The organism is Testudinibacter sp. P17/SS/0325 (assembly GCF_053570765.1).
The window spans coordinates 391536-415568 of the sequence record NZ_CM131635.1 but is presented as its reverse complement, the minus strand read 5'-3'; the positions used below and the strand labels follow the sequence as shown (position 1 = coordinate 415568).

26 protein-coding genes are annotated in these 24033 nt (G+C 48.6%); 11 read left to right on the top strand and 15 right to left on the bottom strand.

Features of this window, described 5'->3' with window-relative positions; translation table 11 throughout:
- Positions 1-250: 250 nt before the first annotated feature.
- On the top strand, positions 251-1519 hold the full coding sequence (locus ACWA50_RS02005) for an NRAMP family divalent metal transporter (RefSeq protein WP_431053667.1): 1269 nt from the start codon (positions 251-253) through the stop codon (positions 1517-1519).
- 77 nt (positions 1520-1596) lie between these two features.
- Here ACWA50_RS02005 and ACWA50_RS02000 read toward each other — a convergent pair whose 3' ends face one another.
- The 8 genes from ACWA50_RS02000 to argC form a co-directional block, all read right to left on the bottom strand.
- A complete protein-coding gene (locus ACWA50_RS02000; protein ID WP_431053666.1) occupies positions 1597-3111 on the bottom strand; it encodes an NAD(P)H-hydrate dehydratase in 1515 nt (504 codons plus the stop codon).
- 27 nt (positions 3112-3138) lie between these two features.
- Positions 3139-3513: a fluoride efflux transporter CrcB gene (gene crcB, locus ACWA50_RS01995; protein ID WP_431053665.1), complete on the bottom strand. Its 375-nt coding sequence runs from the start codon at positions 3511-3513 to the stop codon at positions 3139-3141.
- A gap of 5 nt (positions 3514-3518) precedes the next feature.
- The gene (locus ACWA50_RS01990) at positions 3519-4133 is read right to left on the bottom strand and encodes a glutathione S-transferase N-terminal domain-containing protein (protein ID WP_431053664.1); all 615 of its coding nucleotides are present in this window, start codon (positions 4131-4133) and stop codon (positions 3519-3521) included.
- A gap of 9 nt (positions 4134-4142) precedes the next feature.
- Positions 4143-4964 (bottom strand): Cof-type HAD-IIB family hydrolase, encoded by an 822-nt coding sequence (locus ACWA50_RS01985; protein ID WP_431053663.1) that lies wholly within the window; start codon positions 4962-4964, stop codon positions 4143-4145.
- Between the two features lie 390 nt (positions 4965-5354).
- Positions 5355-6176, bottom strand: coding sequence for a Slam-dependent surface lipoprotein (locus ACWA50_RS01980; RefSeq protein ID WP_431053662.1), 822 nt, complete (start codon positions 6174-6176; stop codon positions 5355-5357).
- Positions 6177-6363: 187 nt separating this feature from the next.
- On the bottom strand, positions 6364-7737 hold the full coding sequence (gene argH / locus ACWA50_RS01975) for an argininosuccinate lyase (protein ID WP_431053661.1): 1374 nt from the start codon (positions 7735-7737) through the stop codon (positions 6364-6366).
- Between the two features lie 95 nt (positions 7738-7832).
- Positions 7833-8606, bottom strand: a complete 774-nt coding sequence (argB, locus tag ACWA50_RS01970; protein ID WP_431053660.1) for an acetylglutamate kinase — start codon at positions 8604-8606, stop codon at positions 7833-7835.
- Entirely contained in the window at positions 8606-9628 is a 1023-nt protein-coding gene (argC, locus tag ACWA50_RS01965) for an N-acetyl-gamma-glutamyl-phosphate reductase (RefSeq protein WP_431053659.1), read from the bottom strand. Before argC ends, argB begins: the two co-directional genes overlap by 1 nt.
- Positions 9629-9791: 163 nt before the next feature.
- Between argC and argE the strand changes: the two genes are divergently transcribed.
- From argE to ACWA50_RS01950, 3 genes are read left to right on the top strand one after another with little or no spacing between them, the layout of a single operon-like run.
- Complete coding sequence (argE, locus tag ACWA50_RS01960) at positions 9792-10934, top strand: acetylornithine deacetylase (RefSeq protein ID WP_431053658.1); 1143 nt, start codon at positions 9792-9794, stop codon at positions 10932-10934.
- Positions 10935-10962: 28 nt separating this feature from the next.
- The gene (locus ACWA50_RS01955) at positions 10963-11724 is read left to right on the top strand and encodes an endonuclease III domain-containing protein (RefSeq protein ID WP_431053657.1); all 762 of its coding nucleotides are present in this window, start codon (positions 10963-10965) and stop codon (positions 11722-11724) included.
- Between the two features lie 60 nt (positions 11725-11784).
- On the top strand, positions 11785-12183 hold the full coding sequence (locus tag ACWA50_RS01950; protein ID WP_431053656.1) for a DUF4143 domain-containing protein: 399 nt from the start codon (positions 11785-11787) through the stop codon (positions 12181-12183).
- A gap of 43 nt (positions 12184-12226) precedes the next feature.
- Here ACWA50_RS01950 and ACWA50_RS01945 read toward each other — a convergent pair whose 3' ends face one another.
- Both ACWA50_RS01945 and ACWA50_RS01940 read right to left on the bottom strand, forming a co-directional pair.
- Positions 12227-12673, bottom strand: coding sequence for a DMT family transporter (locus ACWA50_RS01945; protein WP_431053655.1), 447 nt, complete (start codon positions 12671-12673; stop codon positions 12227-12229).
- Positions 12673-13113: a DMT family transporter gene (locus tag ACWA50_RS01940; RefSeq protein ID WP_431053654.1), complete on the bottom strand. Its 441-nt coding sequence runs from the start codon at positions 13111-13113 to the stop codon at positions 12673-12675. Before ACWA50_RS01940 ends, ACWA50_RS01945 begins: the two co-directional genes overlap by 1 nt.
- Before the next feature lie 210 nt (positions 13114-13323).
- Between ACWA50_RS01940 and ACWA50_RS01935 the strand changes: the two genes are divergently transcribed.
- On the top strand, positions 13324-14220 hold the full coding sequence (locus ACWA50_RS01935; RefSeq protein WP_431053653.1) for a LysR family transcriptional regulator: 897 nt from the start codon (positions 13324-13326) through the stop codon (positions 14218-14220).
- A gap of 48 nt (positions 14221-14268) precedes the next feature.
- On the opposite strand, the gene cgtA is transcribed toward ACWA50_RS01935, so the two are convergent.
- The 4 genes from cgtA to rplU all read right to left on the bottom strand — a co-directional run bounded on the left by cgtA (position 14269) and on the right by rplU (position 17123).
- Entirely contained in the window at positions 14269-15441 is a 1173-nt protein-coding gene (gene cgtA / locus ACWA50_RS01930; protein ID WP_431053652.1) for an Obg family GTPase CgtA, read from the bottom strand.
- 24 nt (positions 15442-15465) lie between these two features.
- Positions 15466-16398: a DMT family transporter gene (locus tag ACWA50_RS01925; RefSeq protein ID WP_431053651.1), complete on the bottom strand. Its 933-nt coding sequence runs from the start codon at positions 16396-16398 to the stop codon at positions 15466-15468.
- Positions 16399-16536: 138 nt separating this feature from the next.
- Positions 16537-16794, bottom strand: coding sequence for a 50S ribosomal protein L27 (rpmA, locus tag ACWA50_RS01920; protein ID WP_034614873.1), 258 nt, complete (start codon positions 16792-16794; stop codon positions 16537-16539).
- A 17-nt stretch (positions 16795-16811) separates the two neighbouring features.
- The gene (gene rplU / locus ACWA50_RS01915; RefSeq protein ID WP_431053650.1) at positions 16812-17123 is read right to left on the bottom strand and encodes a 50S ribosomal protein L21; all 312 of its coding nucleotides are present in this window, start codon (positions 17121-17123) and stop codon (positions 16812-16814) included.
- Positions 17124-17371: 248 nt separating this feature from the next.
- Between rplU and ispB the strand changes: the two genes are divergently transcribed.
- From ispB to ACWA50_RS01890, 5 genes are all read left to right on the top strand, one after another.
- Positions 17372-18364: an octaprenyl diphosphate synthase gene (gene ispB / locus ACWA50_RS01910; RefSeq protein WP_431053649.1), complete on the top strand. Its 993-nt coding sequence runs from the start codon at positions 17372-17374 to the stop codon at positions 18362-18364.
- Positions 18365-18371: 7 nt separating this feature from the next.
- Positions 18372-19130 (top strand): epoxyqueuosine reductase QueH, encoded by a 759-nt coding sequence (locus ACWA50_RS01905; RefSeq protein WP_431053648.1) that lies wholly within the window; start codon positions 18372-18374, stop codon positions 19128-19130.
- 100 nt (positions 19131-19230) lie between these two features.
- Entirely contained in the window at positions 19231-19701 is a 471-nt protein-coding gene (locus tag ACWA50_RS01900; protein WP_431053647.1) for a hypothetical protein, read from the top strand.
- Between the two features lie 81 nt (positions 19702-19782).
- Positions 19783-20829 carry a glycosyltransferase family 9 protein gene (locus ACWA50_RS01895; RefSeq protein ID WP_431053646.1) on the top strand — a complete coding sequence of 349 codons (1047 nt, stop codon included), beginning with the start codon at positions 19783-19785 and terminating at the stop codon, positions 20827-20829.
- Between the two features lie 13 nt (positions 20830-20842).
- Positions 20843-21877 (top strand): glycosyltransferase family 9 protein, encoded by a 1035-nt coding sequence (locus tag ACWA50_RS01890; RefSeq protein WP_431054271.1) that lies wholly within the window; start codon positions 20843-20845, stop codon positions 21875-21877.
- Positions 21878-21879: 2 nt separating this feature from the next.
- On the opposite strand, the gene ACWA50_RS01885 is transcribed toward ACWA50_RS01890, so the two are convergent.
- The gene (locus ACWA50_RS01885; protein WP_431053645.1) at positions 21880-22656 is read right to left on the bottom strand and encodes a glycosyltransferase family 2 protein; all 777 of its coding nucleotides are present in this window, start codon (positions 22654-22656) and stop codon (positions 21880-21882) included.
- Positions 22657-22749: 93 nt separating this feature from the next.
- Between ACWA50_RS01885 and waaA the strand changes: the two genes are divergently transcribed.
- On the top strand, positions 22750-24033 hold the full coding sequence (gene waaA / locus ACWA50_RS01880) for a lipid IV(A) 3-deoxy-D-manno-octulosonic acid transferase (protein WP_431053644.1): 1284 nt from the start codon (positions 22750-22752) through the stop codon (positions 24031-24033).

Below are 24033 nucleotides of genomic sequence, written 5' to 3'. Positions count from 1 at the left end.
TCAAACACCTTATCTGAAAAGATAAGCCTGTTTTATAAATACAATGACAGTTTTTTATTTTATGTATTGGGTTAAAAATAGCATTTTATTTTGATTTAATGCCAAATCGAAGAAGTAATGCGTATAGTTTGTATAAAAAACCAAATATCATCGTCAAGTTTATTTGCCGGTTTGTTTGCTTTTTTAGACAGTGATTTTTAACCGAATTCAGCTTCTGGATAAAATTGATTAAAACCTTGGGAACAACATTATGACAAGCAACACAGAATTCATTCAAAGTGAAGAGATTTCCAATTGGAAAAGTAAATTACGCGCATTGGGGCCGGGCATTTTGATGGCGTCCGCCGCCGTCGGCGGCTCGCATTTAATCGCTTCGACCCAATCCGGTGCGATTTACGGCTGGCAGTTGGCAATCATCATTATTTTAGCCAACCTGTTTAAATATCCGTTTTTCCGTTTCGGCGCACAATATACCCTCGATTCCGGCAACACCCTGTTAGAAGGTTACCGCCAGCAAGGGCAGTTCTATCTGTGGATTTTTACCATTCTGAACGTGTTTGCTGCGGTGATCAACACCGCGGCGGTCGGGTTATTGTGTGCGGTAATCCTATCGTTCGTGCTGCCGTTCAGCGTGCCAATGCCGATTTTAAGCACCATTGTGCTGGGATTTAGTCTGTCATTATTACTGTTGGGCAAATATCGCGTTTTGGACGGTGTGTCTAAAATCATTATGATCAGCTTAACCTTGGCGACGGTTACTGCGGTGGTGATCGCCATGAGCCGCGGCGCGGTTGCGCCGGCGGATTATGTCAGCGCAACGCCGTGGAATTTGGGCGCGTTGGCATTTATCGTGGCGTTGATGGGCTGGATGCCGGCGCCGATTGAAATTTCTGCGATCAACTCAATGTGGGTGGTGGCGAAACGCCGTTTGACCAAAGTTTCTTACCGTGACGGTTTATTCGATTTCAATGTCGGTTATATCGGCACGGCGGTTCTGGCGATTGTGTTTTTGGCGTTAGGCGCCTTGGTGCAGCACGGCTCAGGCGTGGAAGTCGAGAAAGTCGGCGGACGCTATATTGCGCAATTGATCAATATGTATGCCGTGACTATCGGCGAATGGTCACGTATGTTGATTGCCTTTATCGCATTTGCGTGCATGTTCGGCACCACCATCACCGTCATCGACGGCTACAGCCGCACCAATGTGGAAGCGATCCGCTTGATTTTGAAGAAGCAGGAAACCCGCCAAGGTTTTTTGAACCTGTCAATGCTGTTCACTACCGTTGCGGGCTTGGTGGTGCTGTTCTTCTTTAACAACGCCTTGGCGCCGATGTTGCAATTTGCGATGATCGCCTCGTTCGTTTCCACGCCGATTTTCGCCACCTTGAATTTATTATTGGTTCTGAAAGGCGAACATAAAATCAGTAAAGGCTTATTTTGGTTATCGGTGATCGGCTTGATTTACCTGACCGCCTTTGCCCTATTGTTTATCGTACAGCAATTGGGCTTGTTAGGATAAAACCGCACTTTGCCTGACGATTGAAAGCAATGAAAAAGGATAGCCGTTTGGTTATCCTTTTTTCTTGTGATGAAAGACTATGATAATGTGCGGAATGCCAACGGCAGGTAACGGATCAAATCCCCGGCAATCATGCCTTCCTGACTGAGTGCCTGTGCTGCCAAATCGCCGGCATGCCCATGCAAGTAGACGCCGAGAATCGCACTTTGTTTCGGGCTGTAACCTTGTGCCAAAAGTGCGGTAATCACGCCGGTCAGCACATCGCCGCTGCCGCCGCTCGCCATGCCGGGGTTGCCGTTGCTGTTAAAGTGAATGCTGCCGTCGGGGCAGAAAATTGCGCTGTAGGCGCCTTTTAACACGATATAAACCCTGTGTTGTTGTGCAAAAGCGCGGCTTAAATCGAGTTTTTGCTGATCGTCTTTCCATTCGCCGATCCAACGCTGCCACTCTTTCGGGTGCGGGGTGAGAATGCTGTTGGGCGGAATCAGTTTTTGCGCGGCATGATCCTGACTTAACAGATTCAAGGCGTCGGCGTCCAATACCATCGGTTTATCCATTTGTTGCAGCAGTTGCAGCAGATAATATTGGGTCAACGGATCTTGCCCGATACCCGGTCCGATCCCGACCGCACCATAAGCGCGATAATGCGCGCTGCAACCGCTTAACACCGTTTCGCCGTGATTGATGATCGCCATCGCTTCCGGCACCGCACTTTGCAAAATCGGATAACCGCACTTCGGACTTTCCACGCTGACTAAGCCGGCGCCGGCACGTAAACACGCCTGAGTCGCTAATATTGCGGCACCGATTTTACCGTGGCTGCCGGCAATGATCAGCGCATGTCCGAAACTGCCTTTATGGCTGAAACGTTGACGCGGACGGTAAATCCGTTGGACATCGTGCAGCTCGGTGTAAAACAGTTCGCTGCTTTGGCGGGCAATCGCATCCGGCAACAAGCCGATCGGCAGCAGTACCATTTCGCCGCTATAATCCTGATTTTCCGGCAGTAATAACGGCAGTTTGGGAATTTGCAGACAGAGAGTGTAATCGGCGCGAATGATGGCTTGCTTGCTGAGATTGCCGTCAGTTCGGCAAGATAAACCCGACGGCAGATCGATACTGACGGTTGGCAGCTTGAGTTGGTTCAGGGTGTTAACCAATTCCGCGGCGAAACCGTGTAAAGTGCGGTTCAAGCCCGAGCCGAACAGTGCGTCAACCAAAATACCGCGGCAATCTTGCAAGCGGTTTAAGTCTTGGCTGTCTTGCAATAACGTTATTGCGACATCCAATTCCTGTAGCCGCTGTAAATTGGTTTGGCAGTCGGGCGAATAATGTTCATTCCCCAACAGAAAAACCCGCACGCTAAAGCCTTGCAGATAAAGTTGACGGGCAATCGCCAAGCCGTCACCGCCGTTATTGCCGTAGCCGCACAGAATGTTAAACATCAGCGTCGGATGGCGCGGAAAATGTTGAATCAGCCATTGGGAGCAGGCTTCGGCGGCTTGTTCCATCAGATTAATCGAGGAGATCGGTTTGTGTTGAATGGTATAAGCATCCACTTGCCGGATTTGTTGCGCATTTAAAATCTTCATCGACTGCCCCTTAAAACGGTAAGAGATTTAGTGTAGCCATCTCCATAAGTAAAAGCCAAGTGCGGTACACAGCAAAGCGCCAACGACATGGGCGGAGACGATGCCGAACCCGTTCAGCCATTTATCGCTCAACAGTTTTTCGATCACTTCCGCCGAGAAGGACGAGAAAGTGGTGAAGCTGCCGAGAAAACCGGTGATTAAAAACAGCCGCCATTCGGCACTGAGCGCCGGAAAACTGAAAAAGACGCCCATTAACACGCCGATCAGCAAACTGCCGAGGCAGTTGGCAAGCCATGTACCGAGCGCAATTTGGCTGAACAGCGGGTTGAGCCATAACGACAACAGCCAACGCGCCGTTGCGCCTAAACTCGCGCCGCCACACAGTAATAACAAGCTGTTCATCGCGTTTAGCTTTGGTACGGTTTGGTGGCGGCGAGACACGGATATTTTTCGTTCATCTGCTGCGCCCAGCGATCCAAGTGCGGTACGATTTCGCTTGGATTTACGCCGATAATACTCAGGCGGAAATGGAAGAAGTCGATCACGCATACCACATACAGCGTCGCAATGTTCAGTTCCGTGCCAAGCTGATCCAAGCGTTGCTCCAGATACTGCAACGAGCGGATATTGCGCTCAATCATTTGCCGATGGCGGCTGTGCCACCATTCCGCTTGATCGCGCAGCATGCGTTCGCCCAAGTACATCAGCGTATTTTCCATAATGCCGTCGGCAACCGCATGCAAATTCAGCACCTGCCAACGGTTTTCGCCCTGTGGAAACAGCGGCTGATTTTTGCCGAGACTGTCGATATATTCCGCAATTAACGTGCTGTTAAACAGCCAGTCGCCCTGATCGGTCTGCAATGCCGGAATGCGCCCGAGCGGATTGTCCTGATTGTGCGGCGATTCCGCTTTGGCGGCGACGGTGGCTTGCAGCTCAACCTGCTGTTCCAACTGGTGATGTGCAATCACCGACCGCACTTTGCGTACAAACGGGCTGGTGGTGGAGTACCAAAGTTTCATGTTCACCTCTTAAACCAAATTGAACAGCGCGCGCAAATAGCTGGCGACCGACTCGTCACGGTTCAAACCGATTTGCTGCAAGTGCGGTAACGCCTGTTTCACGCGCGGATCGGCATTGCCCATAATGCAACCGCGCCCGACTTCGTTCAGCATTTCCACGTCATTCATGCCGTCGCCGAAAGCGATACAATCGCCCAATTCATAGCTGCGATCCTGCAATAAATGCGCCAGCGCATTGGCTTTGGTTACGCCTTGGTTCATAATTTCCAAACAGATCGGGGTGGAATAGGTCATGCTGACTTGATCGCCATATTGCCGGCGGATGGTCTGTTCAATCGGGGCGAGATCGGCGGCGGTTTTGCCGATAAAAAACACTTTTTCCGTGCCTCTGCCGTGGTGGCGGGAAAAGTCGATCACCTCATAATCGAAACCGGAATCCTTATGGTATTTGCGTAGTTGGCGCAAATCGATATTGATAAACCAGCCCTCGTCCTGATAGGAATTCAGCACCACCCGCGTCGGATCAAATTCCAAATTCATCAATTCAAACGCGATATTTTCTTGCAGACTGTTGCTGTACAACAAGTTGCCGTGCAAATCGTGAATGCGCGCCCCGTTCGAGGTGATCATCGCCGCCCGTTCGGATTCGATTTTTTTCAAAATATGGGAGACGTCGGTGTGGTTGCGCCCGGAAGCCAGCACGATATCAATGCCTTGATCTTCAAGACGTTTAATGGTTTCGGCGCTGTAGTTGCCGACGATGTGTTGAGTGGTGAGCAGCGTGCCGTCCAGATCGGACACCACGGCGTGAAAAGTGCGGTTAAAAGCCATAGATTATCCTGCGAAAAATAAATGAAATCAGGGATTATCATAGCAAAGTGCGGTTCGCTTGTCTGATTATTTCGTTTTATTTGCCAATAGGATTGATTATTGCCGTTTATGGGTTATAGGTAGGTTAACACCCACCTCAGACTGATGACAAAGTCTCTTTCTCGAATCATTTCCCTCCCTCCGTATACGGAGGGAGGTGTCCGAAGGACGGAGGGAGGCATAAAGAATGTTAAAAATGAATATGTTGTATTTTCATATTCCCCCTCCCTCCCTCCCCATTTTTCTTGCGAAAAATGGTACTCCCTCCGCACGTGGAGGGAGAGAAGTTGGTGTGTCAGCAATCTCAGGTAGGTTAACACCCTCCTATGACACTATATTGGCATGAAGTGATTATGGTCGTTTACCAGAAAAAACTACGCCCCAGCGACTATCACGCTCATTGGCAGACGCCATTCCACCAATTTCTTGCGCATTTGTACCGTAAAATTTTCCTTGTAATTCCGCACTTGCGGTTTCAGCAGAAGAGGTTGCTTGACCCGAAAATCCATTTCCGACAATGTCTGCCGCAATGGCGATGGTGGCAACATCGTTTTTCAGTTCGCCGGACAGGGATTTTGAATCAAAATTCGCGACCAGATTTGTGCTGCCTTGGTAATAATCTTCGTCTAAATTCTCGTTATAAGGCAGGTATAATGAATGTCCTTGATAGCGGATAGAGCCTCTTGTCGGGATTTGTGTTTCAGAGGTTGGGTTGCCCGTGTAAAATAGATAAGCAGCGCCATTTTCCCCCTCATCATGTGCGCCAATTTTCACATTTTGCTGAGTGCCGCAACAAATGATGGTGCTTTTCTGTGCGGCACCACTACCGAGATTGAATGTTGACCAGCCAGCAGCATAAATGCCGCTATGTTCTAGTTGAATCGTAACGCCATCAACCGTAATCGCTTTTAAATCAGTTCCGCTGAGACTTTGTAGTTTGGAAGACGCTTCTGCTGAATAGGTATCTCCACTCGTAACCAAAACCTGCCCACTTACAGTCGCTGTCGCCGCATTATTTGTGTTTGAATTTGTTGGATTTGCTGTTCCGCCATTATTAATCGCCACAGTTGAATTGGCATTATCGCCACTTCCCCCTCCGCTACCGCCGCAAGCCGTTAAGACAGCGACGCAAAGTGCGGTTAAGCTCATTTTGATAGATTGGTTAATCGGCATAGTTAATTCCTTATTGAAATAAATGAAAATAGAATTGTAAGCATGAAGCCTCTGAATTTTACATTTATCGCTCCGGCACTTCAAATGACTCATCATAAAAATATGATCACGCTCAAACTTATAAGGCGGAAAGAAAAATCGCTAACCGTATACCGTGTTAGCGATTTTTTAATTTGAGGGTTAACCGTTACGCCGACCGCACTTTGGCGTTTGCAATTGCTTCTGCCACGCGTTGCGGAGCGACGCCGCCTTTGGCGCAGCGTTTGTCGAGGCAGGATTGCAGCGATAAAATCGGGTACACGTCTTCGCCGAACACGGCATTGAAACGGTGGAATTCGTCAAGGCTGAGTTCTTCCAGCGCTTTTTGTTGCTGAATGGCATACACCACCGCTTCGCCGACGATATGGTGCGAATCACGGAATGGAATGCCTTTGGCGACCAGATAATCCGCCAGTTCGGTGGCGTTGGAATAGCCTTTCAACGCCGCTTCTTTGGTGCGCTCACGATTGACTTTAATGTCGTTCAACACCAAATCCGCCATATCTAAACAATCATGCCAAGTGTCCAAGGCGTCGAAAATGCCTTCTTTGTCTTCTTGCATATCTTTGTTATACGCCAACGGCAAGCCTTTGACCGTCATCAACATGCCGTTCAATGCGCCGACCACGCGCCCGGTTTTGCCGCGGATCAGCTCGCAAGCGTCAGGATTTTTCTTCTGCGGCATTAACGATGAGCCGGAAGTGACTTTATCCGACAATTCAATAAAATTGGCTTCGCCGCTGTTGAAGATAATCAAATCTTCGGCAAAACGCGATAAATGCACCATACTTAATGAGGCGACCGACAGCAGTTCGATAATATGATCGCGGTCGGAAACCGTATCCAAACTGTTGTGGGTGGCATAGGCAAAACCCAGATCTTGCGCCAGTTGTTCACGATCAATCGGATACGCCGTGCCGGCGAGTGCGCCGCAGCCGAGCGGGCAGCTGTTCATGCGTTGGTAAGCGTCTGCCAAACGGGAATAATCGCGTTCCAGCATTTCAAAATAGGCTAAACACCAATGGGCGAAAGTGACCGGCTGCGCCCGTTGCAAGTGGGTATAACCCGGCATAACCGCACTTTGATTGGCTTCGGCGGTGGCGACCAGTTTACGTTGCAACCGGCGGATCGATTTTTGCAACTCGGTGACTTGCTGTTTGCACCACAGTTTAATATCCAACGCCACTTGGTCGTTACGGCTGCGCCCGGTGTGCAGTTTTTTGCCCAAGTCGCCGATTTTTTCGATCAGCTTGCTTTCCACCCAACTGTGAATATCTTCGTGATCGTCTTGCAGGATAATCTGCGGATCAGCTGACACCACGGCGTGTAATTCTTGCAGTGCGTTTTCCAGTTGTTGCTGTTCGCTCGCTGTTAAAACACCGACCGCGGTCAGGGCTTTCGACCAGCCGATTGAACCTTCGATATCCTGTTCCGCCAAGCGGTAGTCGAACACCAGTGAATCGTTAAATTGCTTAAACCGTTGATCCGCCGCTTGCGTGAAGCGACCGCCCCAAAGTGCCATAAAATTTCCTTTTTGAATAACTATTGAATTACCGCAGATTGAGCTTGTGGCCAAGAATACACCCCTACATTCCCAATCTGCATTTTAACTGATGTTTACGGATTAATCCGTGTGCCCACAATTTCACCGCTTAAAAGTGCGGTCAGTTTGTCGGGGTGTTTCCAGTTGGCGATGTCCACACCGCGCCCTAAATCTTTCGCCGCTTCCAATGCCGCATTGACTTTGACGATCATGCCGTCGGTGATCACCTTGTCCGCAATCAACTGCGCGATTTGCGCGGCGTTGAGCTGTGGAATGCGCTGTTTATTCGCGTCTAACACGCCGTCCACGTCGGATAACATCACCAAATCGGCATCGATCAATTTGGCAATGGTGATCGCCGCTTGATCGGCGTTGACGTTCATCAACCGCCCTTGTCGATCCAAACCGATCGAGCTGATAATCGGCAGGAAATCCGCTTGCAGCAACTGTTGCAATAGGGTCGGATCATTTGCGCTGACATTGGCAACGTGTCCAAGTTCTTCGTCGAATTGCTGTGCGTCGGTCATATTGCCATCGCCCAAAAACAGACCGACAGCGTTAAGCTGCATAGTTAATGCCTTAGCCAGCAAGGTTTTATTGGCAATCCCTGCCAATGCGCCGACGATGACATCAATCTGATCGCTTGGGGTGATACGTAAACCGTTTTTTTTCTGCACCGGCAGATTGAGTTTTTTCATCAGATTATCCACCACAATTCCGCCGCCGTGCACAATCACGATTTGACGGTTATGCTGCCGGCGGTAGTGGCTAAGTGCGGTCAGCAGGTTATCCATCGCTTGCGGCGTATCGAGCAACACGCCGCCGACTTTTAAGACTAATGCTTTCATTAAAAGAGTCCTGTTGTTTCCGGGAAGTTATAACGAATATTGGCACATTGCACCGCTTGCGCCGACGCGCCTTTCAGCAGGTTGTCCTCTGCGCCGATAATAATAATGTGTTGATCTTTAACGGCAAAGGCAATATCACAGAACGGGGTGAATTCCACCTGTTTAATCGCCGGGAAATGGCGTCCGCATAAGCGCACCAACGGGCGACCTTGATAGGCTTGTTCAAACGCCGCTTGTACTTGCTCGGCGCTGACACCGGCTTTCAGTTTGGCGGTGATGGTTGCCAAAATGCCGCGTTTGAAATTGCCCAAGTGCGGGGTGAAAATCACTTCACAGCCCAAATGGGCGGCGATTTCCGGTTGATGACGGTGGTTAAACACGCCGTAGGCATTCAAGCTGACTTCGCAAAAACTGTTGGTCATGCTGGCTTTGCGCCCTGCGCCGCTCACGCCGCTGACGGCGTTAATCACCGGCAATTGTGTGCGATCAATCAGATCGTTTGCCAACAACGGTTTCAGGCTCAGTTGCGACACGGTCGGATAACAGCCGGCAACCGCGACTAAATCGGTCTGCTTGATTTGTTCGTGATTCCATTCCGCCAAGCCGTAAACCGCACTTTGCAACAGTTGCGGGTGCTGATGTTCGAAACCGTAATATTGGGTATAAAATTCGGCGTTGTTTACGCGATATGCACCCGATAAATCAAACACTTGGCAACCGGCATTTAAGAAAATCGGGGCGTAATCGTGGCTGACTTCGTGGGCAGTGGCGAGGAACACGGTATCAAACTGCTGCGCCAATTCGCCGATAGCGGCATTGTCGGCGGGCAACGGTTGCAGCGGCAAATCCACCAAGCTGCGCAACTGCGGATACAGGCTGGAAATCGGTTTATTGCCATCGGCACTGTGACTGGAAACGAACAAGCCGCTCAGTTCAAACTGCGGATGACGGTTTAAAATCAGGGCGAGTTCTGCGCCGGTGTAGCCGCTGGCGCCGACAATGATAGCTTTTAATTTTGACATAGGGTAGGCTAATCCTTATAACATGAAGAATGACAACGTTAAAGCTATTGTATGTGATTTATACACGATTTGCACCAAGCGTTAAATAAAGTTTAACAATGATTAATTATGCGATATTTTGCATAATTATTTAAATTAATCAACTATTATTCAGGAAAATATCATGCCGGTACCGCAATTTCTCGATTTATACCGCACTTTAATCCGTTTGCCGACCATCAGCAGTCTGGAGGCGGAACAGGATCAATCCAACCGCACTTTGATTGAAACATTGGCGGATTGGCTGGCAACATTGGGTTTTAACACCGAAATCATCGCCGTGGAAGGCGCCCGCAATAAATATAATTTATTGGCGACGTTCGGCGAGGGCGAAGGCGGATTGCTGTTGGCGGGGCACACCGACACCGTGCCGTTTGACGAGGGGCGCTGGACTTTTGATCCGTTCAAACTGACCGAACGAGACGGCAAGTTTTACGGCTTGGGTACGGCGGATATGAAAGGCTTTTTTGCCTTTATCGTCGATACCGTTGCCAATATGGATTTAAGTCGACTGAAAAAGCCGTTGCGCATTCTCGCCACCGCCGATGAAGAAACCACCATGCTCGGCGCACGCACGTTCGTCAAGCACGCCCACATTCGTCCCGATTGTGCGATTATCGGCGAACCGTCGTCGTTAAAACCGATTCGCGCCCATAAAGGCTACATGGGCAATGCGGTGCGCGTGGTCGGCAAGTCGGGGCATTCGAGCGATCCCGACAAGGGCATTAATGCGATTGAAATTATGCACGCGGCAACCGGCAAACTGCTTGATTTGCGCAATCACCTGCGCGAAAAATACCGCCACGACGGTTTTGTGATTCCCTATCCGACCCTGAATTTAGGCAATATTCACGGCGGCGACGCGCTCAATCGGATTTGTGCCTGCTGCGAGCTGCAATTTGATATTCGCCCGTTGCCGAATTTGGAATTGAAAGATTTAAACGAGATGATGCAACAGGCATTGCAACCGTTGATTGAGCGTTGGGGCGACCGCGTGACCCTGACCGCACTTTACGAACCGATTCCCGGCTATGAGTGCGAACACAGCGCGCAAGTGGTGCAAGTGGTGGAAAAACTGTTGGGCGAAAAAGCCGAAACCGTCAATTATTGCACCGAAGCGCCGTTTATTCAGCAACTTTGCCCGACATTGGTGCTCGGACCGGGTTCAATCGAACAGGCGCACCAGCCCGATGAGTTTTTAGAAAGCAAATATGTGCAGCCGACCCGGGATTTATTGACGAAGTTGATTGGGCATTTTTGCGGATAGTAGGGGCGCGGCGCATGGCGGATGAATAATGGCAAGCCATATTTTAATCCGTCTGGCGCAACCACGAGTCATCGCAATAGCTTGGAAACGCAAATGGAAGAATGAGATTATGCCCCAATCGACCGCACTTTCACCCCTTGATCGTCGCCGTCTGGCGGTGTTGAACCATCTTGTTGCCTACCATGGGTATCAGCATTGGTGGGAAAGCGATGACCGGTTGGCAGATTGGGTTGCGATGATTTTGATTCAGCAGACCACACAAGCCAACGCTGAAAAGGCGTTGGCAAATTTAACGGACGTGTTGAGTGTGGAGTGGCTGCATAAGGTGGCGCCGGACGAGCTGGAACAGCGGATTCGCCCCGCTGGATTTTTTAAACAGAAAGCGCGTTATCTGAAAAACCTGATGAGGTGGTTTGCCAAATTCAACTTCGATTTGAGTGCCTGCCAAGCGCTGGGCAACGACGCCTTACGCACCGAATTGCTACAGATTAAAGGTATCGGTTCGGAGACGGCGGATGTCATGTTGTTGTATATTTTCCAACGTAAAGTGTTTATCGCCGATCAATACGCCTTACGCCTATTCAAACGGCTTGGGCTGGGCGATTATCCTAATTATGACGCTATGCGCAAGGATTTCAACCATTTGACGGAGCACTGTTCACTCAAGCAATGCAAAGAATGGCACGCCTGTATTGATGTACACGGCAAAGCGTTTCGTTTGGATAAGAATTTTGACGAAAGTTTTTTGACTATGGCAGCCGCCATCGCAGTTGATACAACCGATTCCTGAAACCGGCGCCAACGGCAACACCGTGATCAAGCAAACCGCTGCCGTCTGAAAACGGCATTCTTGAAAATAAAGCGTCAGACGGCATTCTCCGAATACTCTCTTTCCAGTATCGCCACCAATTCATCAAACACCAGTTTACTCTGGGCAAGTCCAGCGTTTGCGGTGGGCGAAATCGTCAAATCGTTTTATAATGCCGGGCTAGAGCCGCCCTTGTATTATTACCGCGACAGCAACCAGAAAGAGATCGATTTACTCATCGAATATGACCGCACTTTATACCCGGTGGAAATCAAGCAAAGCGCTAGCCCGAATAAACAAATGTCGAAACATTTCAAGATGTTGAAGGAGCATATTTCCGGCAATGAGCTCACCGTCGCCCACGGCACGCTGATCAACCAATATCCCGACAAACTGTGGCTGGACACGGATTTGGTCACGCTGCCGCTGGGGTATTTGTAGCGCTTGGCTTTCAGACGGCCTCAAACAAGAGATTCCAATCTATTTACTGCTTGCGGTTGCCCGCGTAAATAAAATACAAGGCAAATCCGAGGCAAATGACCGCGAGCAGGCGCGGCAGGGAAAAGGCGATGGCGGGATTGTGAAACCAGCCGAAGGTGTCGATCAGCAAACTCATCGCCAGCTGCCCGAAAATCACCGCCACGGTGGCGACGGCGGTGCCGAGTTTGGCGACCACCAACACCATCACGGCGATGTAGACAATGCCCGGAAACGCGCCGGTCAGCTGCCATTTGGGCACGTCGAGCAGGGTCAGGCTGTATTTCGGTTCGAAAAACAGCACCAGCAGCCCGGTGACAATCGTGCCGAGTCCGAAATTCAAAAACGTGCCGGCGAACACGCCCACTTGCGTGCCCAGTTTGCCGTTGATACTGGCCTGTACCGCCAGCGCCACGCCGCCCAACACGGCAAAACACAACATCAGCAAGATCATCACAGCTCCCCCCACGCAATCAAACCGAGTGCCGCCAGGATAAAGCCGAGCGCAATCAGGCGTTGGCGGTTGAGCGGATGGTGTTTCGAGCCGAACAGGGCGTAATGGTCGTTAATCAGGCTTTGCGCAATCTGCCCCATCAGCACGCCGATCATGGTTACCGCCACACCGATAACCGGCGTTGCCAGCGTCAGCACCACCACATAAACCGGCCCCAGCACCCCGCCGCCCAACTGCCACCCCGGCTGGGCAAACAGCGACGGACGTCGGCGCGGGGCGAAAAACAACATCAGCAAAAAGCTGACGCAGGCGCCAATGCTGAAAATGCTGAAAGTCGCCCACAATTTGCCCACCTGCTGCCCCAACGGCCCGAGCAAACCCGCCTCCACCGCCAAACCGGCGCCCGCCAGCACCGTTGCCAAAATCCATATCAACTGCATATTTTTCCCTTGTAATAACCGATGATCGTCTTTTCCATCCACTTCAAGACAAAAACGCGCAAGACAATGCAAGCAGCACCGCAAGCGGGTTTGACGCGTATTCAAGTGAATGGAAAAGACGATCATTATTATATTGGTTCAAAATGCTTTATCAATCGGCAAAATTCGGCAATACTATCCAAAAATATGGATAATCAAGCGAGGAATCCCATGAACCCGATTCAAGCCATGCGCGCCTTTGTGCGTGTTGCCGAAAGCCTGTCGTTTCACCAATCGGCGCAACAGCTCGGCATTCCCCGTTCCACCTTAAGCAAGCAAATCAGCGACTTGGAGCAGCATTACGCCGTGAAACTGCTGCACCGCTCCACCCGCAGCGTCGGGCTGACCGTCGAAGGGCTGGCATTTTACCAACGGGCGCTACATTTGCTGGCGGAATTCGACGAACTGGAGCAACAGATGAAACACGGGCGGCAGGCGGTGCAGGGGCATTTGCGCGTGGATATGCCGATGATGTTTGCCGAGCGGCTGTTTATCCCCAAACTGCCCGACTTTTACGCCCGCTATCCCGACATCAAACTCACCCTCGGTATCAGCGACCGCACCGTCAATCTGGTCGAACAGAGCGTCGATTGCGTCATCCGTATCGGCGACGTGCGCAACGAATCGCTGATCGGGCGCCAGTTCGCCGAATTCGATTTCGTCACCTGCGCCGCCCGCACTTATTTGGCGCAATACGGCACGCCGCACACACCGCAAGCGCTGCAACAGCACCGTATCATCGGCTATTTTTCCGACAGCGACGGTATCAAACCGCTGCTGTTCGCACAGGCCGGCGGCAAACCCTACGCCGTGCGCGATTTTCATTACGCCGCCAACGGCGCCAACGGCATTCTGGAAATGATCCGCGCCGGCTTAGGCATCGGACAACAACTCAAAGCCCTCATCGCCCCGTGGCTGGCAAACGGCGAACTGCAAACCCTGCTCGACGACTACCGCCGCCCGCCCCTGCCCGCCTACCTGCTCACCCGCGACCGCCGCCAAAGCACCCGCTTGAAAGTGTTTGCCGACTGGGTGGCACAAACCTTCGGCGACAGCGGCAAGCCATAAAATTGCGCGGCAATAATGATGAGCTGACCGCAAAAGTGCGGTTCAGCCTTATGGTTTGTAGATGATTTCCACGCCTTGTTCGTCCTCTTCCGACCAATCGTCGTCCCAATCATCATTGTCATCAATACTGTGCGCCGCAATTTGTTGTTGATGGTAATCGTCCCATTTGAATTTCACCTCTTCGGCTTGGGTTTCGAGCTGTTTGACTTCACGCGGATTGTCTTCGATAAACTGCATAATATCGCGGCATAAAGCCCGGACATTTTTGCCGGTTACCGCTGAAATCAAATAATAATCCTCTTCCCAACCTAAACGCTGTACGATGTCGGCGGCTTTGGCTTGCGCCTCTTCATCACTGAGAATATCAATTTTATTGAACACCAACCAGCGCGGTTTTTCCGCCAAGGCTTCGCTGTATTGCAGCAGCTCGGATTCGATAATCGCAATGTTATCCGCCGGATCAGTTTGATCGATCGGCTCCAAATCGACTAAATGGATTAAAACACGGCAACGTTCCAAGTGTTTCAGGAAACGAATTCCCAAGCCTGCGCCGTCGGCCGCGCCTTCAATCAAGCCGGGAATATCGGCGATCACAAAACTACGGTTGGCGTCGACACGCGCCACGCCCAAACTCGGCACTAAGGTGGTGAACGGATAATCCGCCACTTTCGGTTTCGCTGCTGAAACTGCGCGGATAAAAGTCGATTTACCCGCATTCGGCAAACCTAACATACCGACATCGGCAAGCAACATCAATTCCAGTTGTAAATCGCGTTTTTCACCTGCTGTGCCGTTGGTTTTTTGCCGTGGGGTACGGTTGATCGAGGATTTAAAACGGGTGTTGCCCAAACCGTGATAACCGCCCTTTGCCACTAACATTTTCATGCCGTGTTGGGTTAAATCGCCGACCACTTCTTTGGTGTCATTATCAATCGCCCGCGTGCCGACCGGCACACGCAGGGTGATGTCTTTGCCGCGATGTCCGGTGCAATTGGCACTGCGTCCGTTTTCACCGCGTTGCGCCGCAAAGCGTTTTTCAAAGCGGTAATCGATCAGGGTATTTAAGTTTTCGTCGGCAATCAGATAAACATCGCCGCCGTCGCCGCCGTCGCCGCCGTCAGGACCGCCCTTCGGAATGTATTTTTCACGGCGGAAACTGACGCAGCCGTTGCCGCCGTCGCCGGCTTCAATGCGAATTAACGCTTCATCAATAAATTTCATTTTTTCTCCTGTTCGTCGCGCAAGTTATTGGCGGCGAAATAAAAATTTGTGTCCGATCGCAGAGCAGAGCGCACCGCTGACCACAATCATTGCCCCAAGATAGGATAACAAATTGAGTTCGGGCAAATCAAAACTTTGTGGCGCCAGCCGATGGGCGATTTCGGAAAACAGAATGGTAAACAGCGGTGTCAGCGTGATAATCGCGCTTACTTTGGATACATCCCAGCGGTTGACCGCCTCGGCATAAGCACCGTAAGCCACGACGGTATTCAAGCAACAGTATGCCAATAAAAACAATTCCAATAACGGCAGGCGTTCAACGCTGCCAATTTCGGTCAGTGGCGTAAACAAGACGGCGGAACCGGCGTAAAAAATCAGTAAAATCTGCTGCGAATTAAAACGGCGCAACATCAATTTTTGCGCCAAGCCGTAACCAACCCAAACCAATGCCGCCGACAGGCTGAATAACACGCCGATGGTATAAGTGGTTAAGCTGGTGAATAGCTCCGCCAAGCGTTCGTTAAAAAACAGCAGTAAGCCGAGCACTAACAATGCCGCACCGATCTTTTGCGTTACGCCGATCACTTCTTTTAAAAAAACCGCACTGGCGATCATCATCAAAAACGGCGAAACTTGGGCAATCACCTGTGTTACCGATGGCGATAGGTATTTCAGCGAGGTATTGAACAATAAGAAATTGCCGCCGAGCGCAAATACGCCAATCAGCGTCAGCCAACGAAAACGCGGACCGAGCAACAGCTTAAAGTGCGGTAATTTGCCCAAAAATGCCAATAACAGAAACAGCCCGACTGCCGCCGCGGCAAAGCGATACCAGACAATGGTGCTGATATCCATATAACGCACCAACGGTTTTAATGCCAGCGGCACAGTGCCCCAGCAAATTGCGGTGGTTAAGGCAAGAAGAAAACCGCTTAGCGGTCGGCTTGTCTGTTTCATTTGAACTCGATTGGCATGACTGGATTACATTGACGGATAAGCTGTTATTTTACTCGCTACAACCAGAATAGAAAGGAAAATCACAGCAATAAAAAACCCCGCCTTTAAGGTGCGGGGTTCTTAAACTCTGAAATTAAATTAGTCAGCGATAATACTTACGTATTTGCGATTTTTGTCGCCTTTCACTTCGAATTTAACTTTACCGTTTGCAGTGGCAAACAGAGTGTGGTCACGACCGATACCAACGTTGCTGCCTGCGTGGAATTTAGTACCACGTTGACGAACGATAATGCTACCGGCTAATACTGATTCACCGCCAAAGCGTTTAACACCAAGACGTTTACTTTCAGAGTCACGACCGTTGCGAGTGGAACCACCAGCTTTTTTATGAGCCATTTTCGATCTCCTCTAAATTAGGCACTGATACCAGTGATTTTCACTTCCGTGAACCACTGGCGGTGACCTTGTTGTTTACGACTGTGTTTACGACGACGGAACTTAACGATTTTAATTTTATCGCCACGACCGTGATTTACAACTTCAGCCACTACTTTGCCGCCATCAACTAATGGGGCACCAATTTTTACATCTTCACCGTTGACAACCATCAACACTGAATCGAATTCAACTGTTTCACCAGTTGCCACTTCAAGTTTTTCTAAACGAACTACTTGACCTTCGCTCACTCTGTGTTGTTTGCCGCCACTTTGGAAAACCGCGTACATAGAAAGAAACTCCGCTAAAAGTATGTGCCGAATAAACAAAAACTGTTTACTGAACCAGGCACAATCAAAATTCATATAAATAGGGTGCGAATTCTACGCAAAAATTCTGCCGATAGCAAGCAACTATTTTGGATCAGATTAAAAAATTTGATCCTGAGGTTGATCGGTGATCGAAAGCCTATTTAGCTCTTGCCGGAATTCAGGTACAATCAGCCCTCGAATAATCCTAATCTAACAAGTTTGCAGGCATGACAGAACAACAAATCCCGTTTGATCTTCACAAGATCCAAGCCCTTTGCGCCGAGGACATGGGCAAAGTCAATGACTTGATTCTGGCACAAATGAATTCCGATGTGGTGCTGATCAACCAGCTCGGGCACTATATTATCAGCGGCGGCGGCAAGCGGATCCGCCCGATGATCGCCGTACTGGCGGCGCGTGCGCTCGGCTATCGAGGTGCGGCACATATCACCGCGGCGACCTTTATCGAATTTATTCACACCGCCACCTTATTGCATGATGATGTGGTGGATGAATCGGATATGCGCCGCGGCAAAGAGACTGCCAATGCGCTATTCGGCAATGCGGCAAGCGTGTTGGTCGGCGATTTCATTTATACCCGCGCATTTCAGCTGATGACCGGCTTGGATTCGTTAAAGATCCTGAAGATCATGTCGGACGCAACCAATGTGATCGCCGAAGGCGAAGTGTTGCAACTGATGAACTGCAACGATCCGAATACCACCGAACAAAGTTATATGCAGGTGATTTACGGCAAAACCGCACGTTTGTTTGAAGCGGCGACCCAGTGCGCGGCGATTGTCAGTGGCGCGAATCAACAGATTGAACAGGCAATGCAGGATTACGGACGCTATCTCGGTACGGCATTCCAGTTGGTTGATGACGTGTTGGATTACAGCGCCGATCAACAGGCACTGGGTAAAAATATCGGTGACGATCTCGCCGAAGGCAAGCCGACCTTGCCCTTATTACACGCCATGCGGCATGGTGATTCCGAACAGCAAAGGATGATCCGCGCGGTGATCGAAAACGGCGACGGGCGCGATCAACTGCCGCAAGTTTTGGCGGCAATGCAACAACACGGCTCGTTAGATTATGCGATGCAAAAAGCACGCGAAGAAGCGCAAAAAGCGGTGACCGCACTTGCGCCTCTGGCTGAGAGTGATTACAAACAAGCCTTAATTGCGTTGGCGTATCTCTCCGTCGATCGCACTTATTAATAGCAAAATGATGACTGATTTAGATTTAAACATTGAAAGTGCGGTTAGCGAAACCGCAACAACCCCTGAAGCGTACGTTAACTCGGTGCGCGCCAAACGCCGTAAACAAAAAGAGAAAGCGCCGTTTGTACGCCCTCACTTGGCACTGCCGAACGGGCACAACAAGCTGTTGTTGCATTCCTGCTGCGCGCCTTGTTCCGGCGAAGTGATGGAAGCGATTTTAGCCTCGGGAATTGAATTTACCATTTATTTCTACAACCCGAATATCCACCCGCTAAAAGAGTATTTGATCCGCAAAGAAGAAAATATCCGTTTTGCGCAGAAATTCAATATTCCGTTTATCGACGCCGATTATGACCGCCAAAACTGGTTTGATCGCGCCAAAGGCATGGAGGACGAGCCGGAACGCGGCATTCGCTGCACCATGTGTTTCGATATGCGTTTTGAAAAAGCGGCGGAATACGCACACAAAAACGGCTTTCCGGTGTTCACCAGTTGCCTCGGCATTTCCCGTTGGAAAGACATGAATCAAATCAACGGCTGCGGACACCGTGCCGCAGAAAAATACGAGGATGTGGAATATTGGGATTACAACTGGCGCAAAGGCGGCGGCTCACAACGGATGATCGAAATCAGCAAACGCGAACGTTTTTACCAACAAGAATACTGCGGCTGCGTCTATTCTCTGCGCGACACCAACAAATGGCGTGAAGCCACAGGCAGACAAAAAATCGAAATCGGCAAACTGTATTATTCCGCCGATTAAATGACAATGACTTTACCTTAGGTAACAAAGGTCGTAAACTAACCAAATTCTTGTCAAGGATGACGGAATAAACACTTTATTATTCTATGAGGATTATTCAATGAAACGTTTTTATCAATTTTTTGCTTTTGTATTCGTTGCGCTGGCGGTTGTCGCCTGTGGTGACAAAAATGCCGATTTAAAAGCCGATTTACAAGCTTTTAATGCCGCTACCGAGCAAAATGGCAATCTGGCTGAAATTCAACAATTGCAATCTCAATTAATGGCTGCGGCAACACCGGAAGAGCAAGCGGTGATTTTCAATAAAATCGCGGATAAATACAAAGCGATTAAAGACAGCGTGACTGCATTAAACATCAAAACGGCCGACGCTAAAAGTTTGAAAGACAAATTTGTTTCCGGTTTTGATGATTTCATCAAATTAATGACGGACTCCGCCACTTATGTTGTGACCCCGCCAACCGCAGAACAACAACAAGCGTTGGTGGCTTTGCAACAACAAGCGACTCAGAAACTGATGGAAGCGGCACAAGGTGTCGAAACTTTAAAAGCTAAAGCAGAAGCGAAATAAGTTTCTCAACTGTCGATAAAGCCCCGCATTGCGGGGTTTTTTGTAGTAATGGAATATTGAGTTTAATATATTGGAAATCTTATGAAAAAGCTGAAAACATTATTACGCCATTTTCGTATTACCTTAGGCAAGTTAATTTTAGATAAAAGAAAAAAGGAATATACGGTTACAGATATCTTGCCGATAAAAAGCATTTTGTTTTTACGTCAAGATGGAAAAATCGGTGATTATATTGTGAGTTCTTTTGTTTTCCGCGAATTAAAAAAAGACAATCCTAATATAAAAATTGGTGTTGTTTGTAGTGATGATACATTTTTTTCCCGTAATACCAATATTGATCAGATTTATCGTGTAAAAAAGAAGAATATTTTTGATTACATTCGTGTTGCTTTGCAGATAAGAAAAGAAAAATATGACGCCTTGATTGACCCAACCATTTTTTTGCGTAATCGTGACTTATTATTAATTCGGCTAATTAATGCCAAAATTAATCTCGGTTATCAGAAACAAGACTATCAGTTGTTTAATTTAAATATGAATATCTCTGGGCAACATTTTGCCGATGTTTATGCCAATGCGTTGCGCTTGTTAGGGATTGAAAATATTAATCAACAATATGATGTGCCTTGCGATACGCAAAGTGAAAAAAATATTAGTGAATTTCTGCAGCAATATAAGACAATACCATTCATTGCAATCAATTGTTTTGGCGCTGCCAGTTCAAGAAAATTAAACCATACTAATATTACCGCATTATTAACGCAGCTAACCGCACTTTGCCCACAAAAAACGATAGCATTATTGACCTATCCACAAGTCACTGCGCAATTACAGTCTATTGCTGCGCAATACGATAATATTATTATTTATCAAGATACAAAAACGATTTTTGATTCCATTGCAATTATTCGACAGGCGGAATGGGTGATCTCACCTGATACTTCAATTGTGCATATTGCCAGTGGATTAAATAAAAAACTCATTGCTTTTTATCAAGATAAACAAAAAGATCCGATTAATTTTGCCCATTGGCATCCAAATAATCAGGCGGAAACACATATCTTATTTTATCCGGATAATATTAATCAAATTCAAATTGCTGATATTTCCGCAGATTGGTTCAAATAAGTAGGACGTGATGATGAAAAAAATTTTAGTAGTCAGAAATGATAAATTAGGTGATTTTATGTTGGCGTGGCCGAGTTTCGCCATGTTAAAAAAATCTATGCCGAATAGCCAAATTACCGCACTTGTGCCAACTTATACTGCGGATTTAGCGCGACTTTGTCCTTATATTGATGAGGTGATTATTGACGCAGGGAAAAATGGTGAGAAAACGGCGCAAAATCGAACCCTGCAAGCGGTGCGTGCACAGCGATTTGATGCGGTGATTAATCTGTTTTCGGATCGTTATAATGCGTTATTGGCATGGAAAGCAAAAATTCCCTATCGTTTAGCACCGGCAACCAAAATTATTCAATTTTTATATAATAAACGTATTAAGCAACGCCGCTCACAATCATTAAAGCCGGAATATCAATATAATTTGGATCTTATTCGCGCGTTCTTGCAGGATCAACATATCACCGCACTTGAGCCGCAAGCGCCTTATCTGACATTTTCCGTGCAGGAATTGGTGCAACAAAAGCAAAAATTAGTCGATTTACTGGGTTTAGTGCCAGATAAAAAATGGATTTTTGTACACGCCGGTACGGGTGGTTCGGCTAATAATTTAAATCTATCGCAATATGCCGAGATTATTCGGGAACTCGTTAAAAAACTACCTTGTCAGATTATTTTAACTGCGGGTCCGGGAGAGAAAGAAAAAGCAGAGCAACTGGCAGAATTGGCGCAACTTAGCCCGGAGCAGGTGAAAATTTATGCCAAAAATGATGGTTTGGTGGATTTTGCCCGCTCTTTGGCTTGTGCCGATCTGTTTATTGCCGGTTCAACGGGACCATTGCATTTAACTGCTGCCTTGAACGGTTTGACCGTCGGCTTTTTTCCGAGCAAGCGTTCGGCGAAAGCATTACGTTGGCAACCGATTAATCAATCCGAGCGCCATTTGGCATTCATGCCGACGAGCGGACAGATTGAAGCCAATGAAATGCAATCTATTCGTCCTTTAGATGTAGTTGCTGAGATCATTCCATTTGTACAAAAACATTGGCAATAGGACTAATTTTTTGTTTTAGTCTGGTTGCGAACCCATAAATCGGCATATTTGACAAAAGTCGAATGTGCCGATAGCATCGCTAATAAAAATCCCTGTTTCCCGTCCAAAAATCCGCGTTTGAGTAGATACATTTTGATAAAACAGGTGATGGCGTGAGTAATGCCTTGCGATAAACTGGCACGTTTTCCCGCTTGCTGTCGTTGTTCTGCCCAAGCCTGTGCATAAAATGCGGATTTGGTTAGATAATGATGTAAGTTTTCATAGGTATAATGGCGCAAATCCCCCGATAATTGCTCAATCGTAAAACCAGCCGGTTCGATCACTTTTTCATGAACTAACGAATCGTTATATTGTGTTGCCGAAGTGCGGTATAAGCGCAAAACCCAATCCGGATACCAGCCCGAATGGCGGATTTCACGCCCGAAAACTTCGCTGCAACGCCCGATTTGATATAAGACATTCGGTTTATCTGCGTTCACCGCCTGTTGAATCGCCTGCTGCAATTCAGGGGTGATACGTTCGTCGGCGTCTAACCATAACACATAATCGCTCGTAACATATTGCTGCGCCAGTTGGCGTTGTTTGCCGAAGCCTTGCCAATCAAGGTTCTGATAGAATTTATTAGTATAACGGCGGGCAATATTTTCAGTTTGATCCTGACTGCCCGAGTCTAAAATCACGATTTCATCAACCCAGCCTTTCACGGTATCCAAACAGGCGGCAAGGTGTTTTTCTTCATTTTTGACAATCAACGCAACGGCAAGAGTGTGTTTTGACATGGAAAATCCTTTATCTCAGATAGTTTGCGCTATATTAACAGAAGTTGGGAATAGGGTATAATCCCAGCTAACTTTATTATCGGAAAATACGCTATGATACGTTATGTTTACAGTCTGTTGCTCTATTTGCTTCAGCCCTTCGTCTTGCTGTTTACTCTTTACCGCAGCCGTAAAGCTCCTGCGTATCGGCAGCGGTTGAATGAGCGTTATGCTTTTTATTCGGCGAAGTACCGTAAGCCGCAGCCGAATGGGGTGTTAATTCATGCCGCTTCGGTTGGTGAAGTGATGGCGGCGCGTCCGTTGGTGAATGCGTTGTTAAACGATTATCCGCACTTGGCAATTACTTTAACCACTGTCACGCCGACCGGTTCTGAACGAGTGAAATCGACATTTGGCGATAAAGTCACGCATATTTATTTACCTTACGACACGCCGACAGCCATGAAACGCTTTTTCGATTTTGTGCAGCCAAAACTCTGTTTAGTGATGGAAACCGAATTATGGGCGAATTTTATCCATCAATCAGCCCGGCGCAATATTCCGTTTATCGTTGCCAATGCGCGCCTGTCCGCCCGTTCGGCGCGCCGCTATGGCAAAGTGAAAACGATTTTGCGCCCGATGTTGTCTGAAATTACGCATATTGCGGCACAAGACAGCATTAGTGCCAGCCGTTATTTAAGTTTGGATTACGACCAATCACATCTGACGGTGATGGGCAATTTAAAATATGATTTAAGCCTAAGTGCGGTATTGCAGCAACAAATTGCGCAATTGCGCCAAACATGGTTGCCGCACAAACGTCCGGTTTGGATTGCCGCCAGCACCCATCAGGGCGAAGATGAAATTGTGTTGGAAGCGCACCGCACTTTATTGCAACGCTACCCCGATTTATTGTTGCTGCTGGTGCCGCGCCATCCGGAACGTTTTCAAGCGGTGTACGAACTGATTGAAAAATCCGGGCTAAGTGCGGTGCGCCGTTCCGCACGGCAAGCCCCGATGGACAACACGCAAGTGGCGTTAATCGACAGCATGGGCGAGCTGATGTTGATGTACGGTATCAGCGATCTTGCTTTTGTCGGCGGCAGTTTGCTGCCGATTGGCGGACACAATCCGCTCGAACCGTTGGCGTTTAAACTGCCGGTGATCGCCGGCAAGCATACCTTTAATTTCCCCGAAGTCTTCGGCGAATTACGCCGTGTGCGTGGCGTGATCGAAATTGAGGCGCAGAGTGGGCTGCTGGCGGAAAGCGTTGCGCGTTTGCTGGCTGAACCGCAACGAGCGCGGCAATATGGCGAAGCCGGCTATCAAGTGTTAGTCAAAAACCGCGGCGCATTGGATCGCTTAATGTTATTATTGCGCCCTTATCTTGAAAAATAG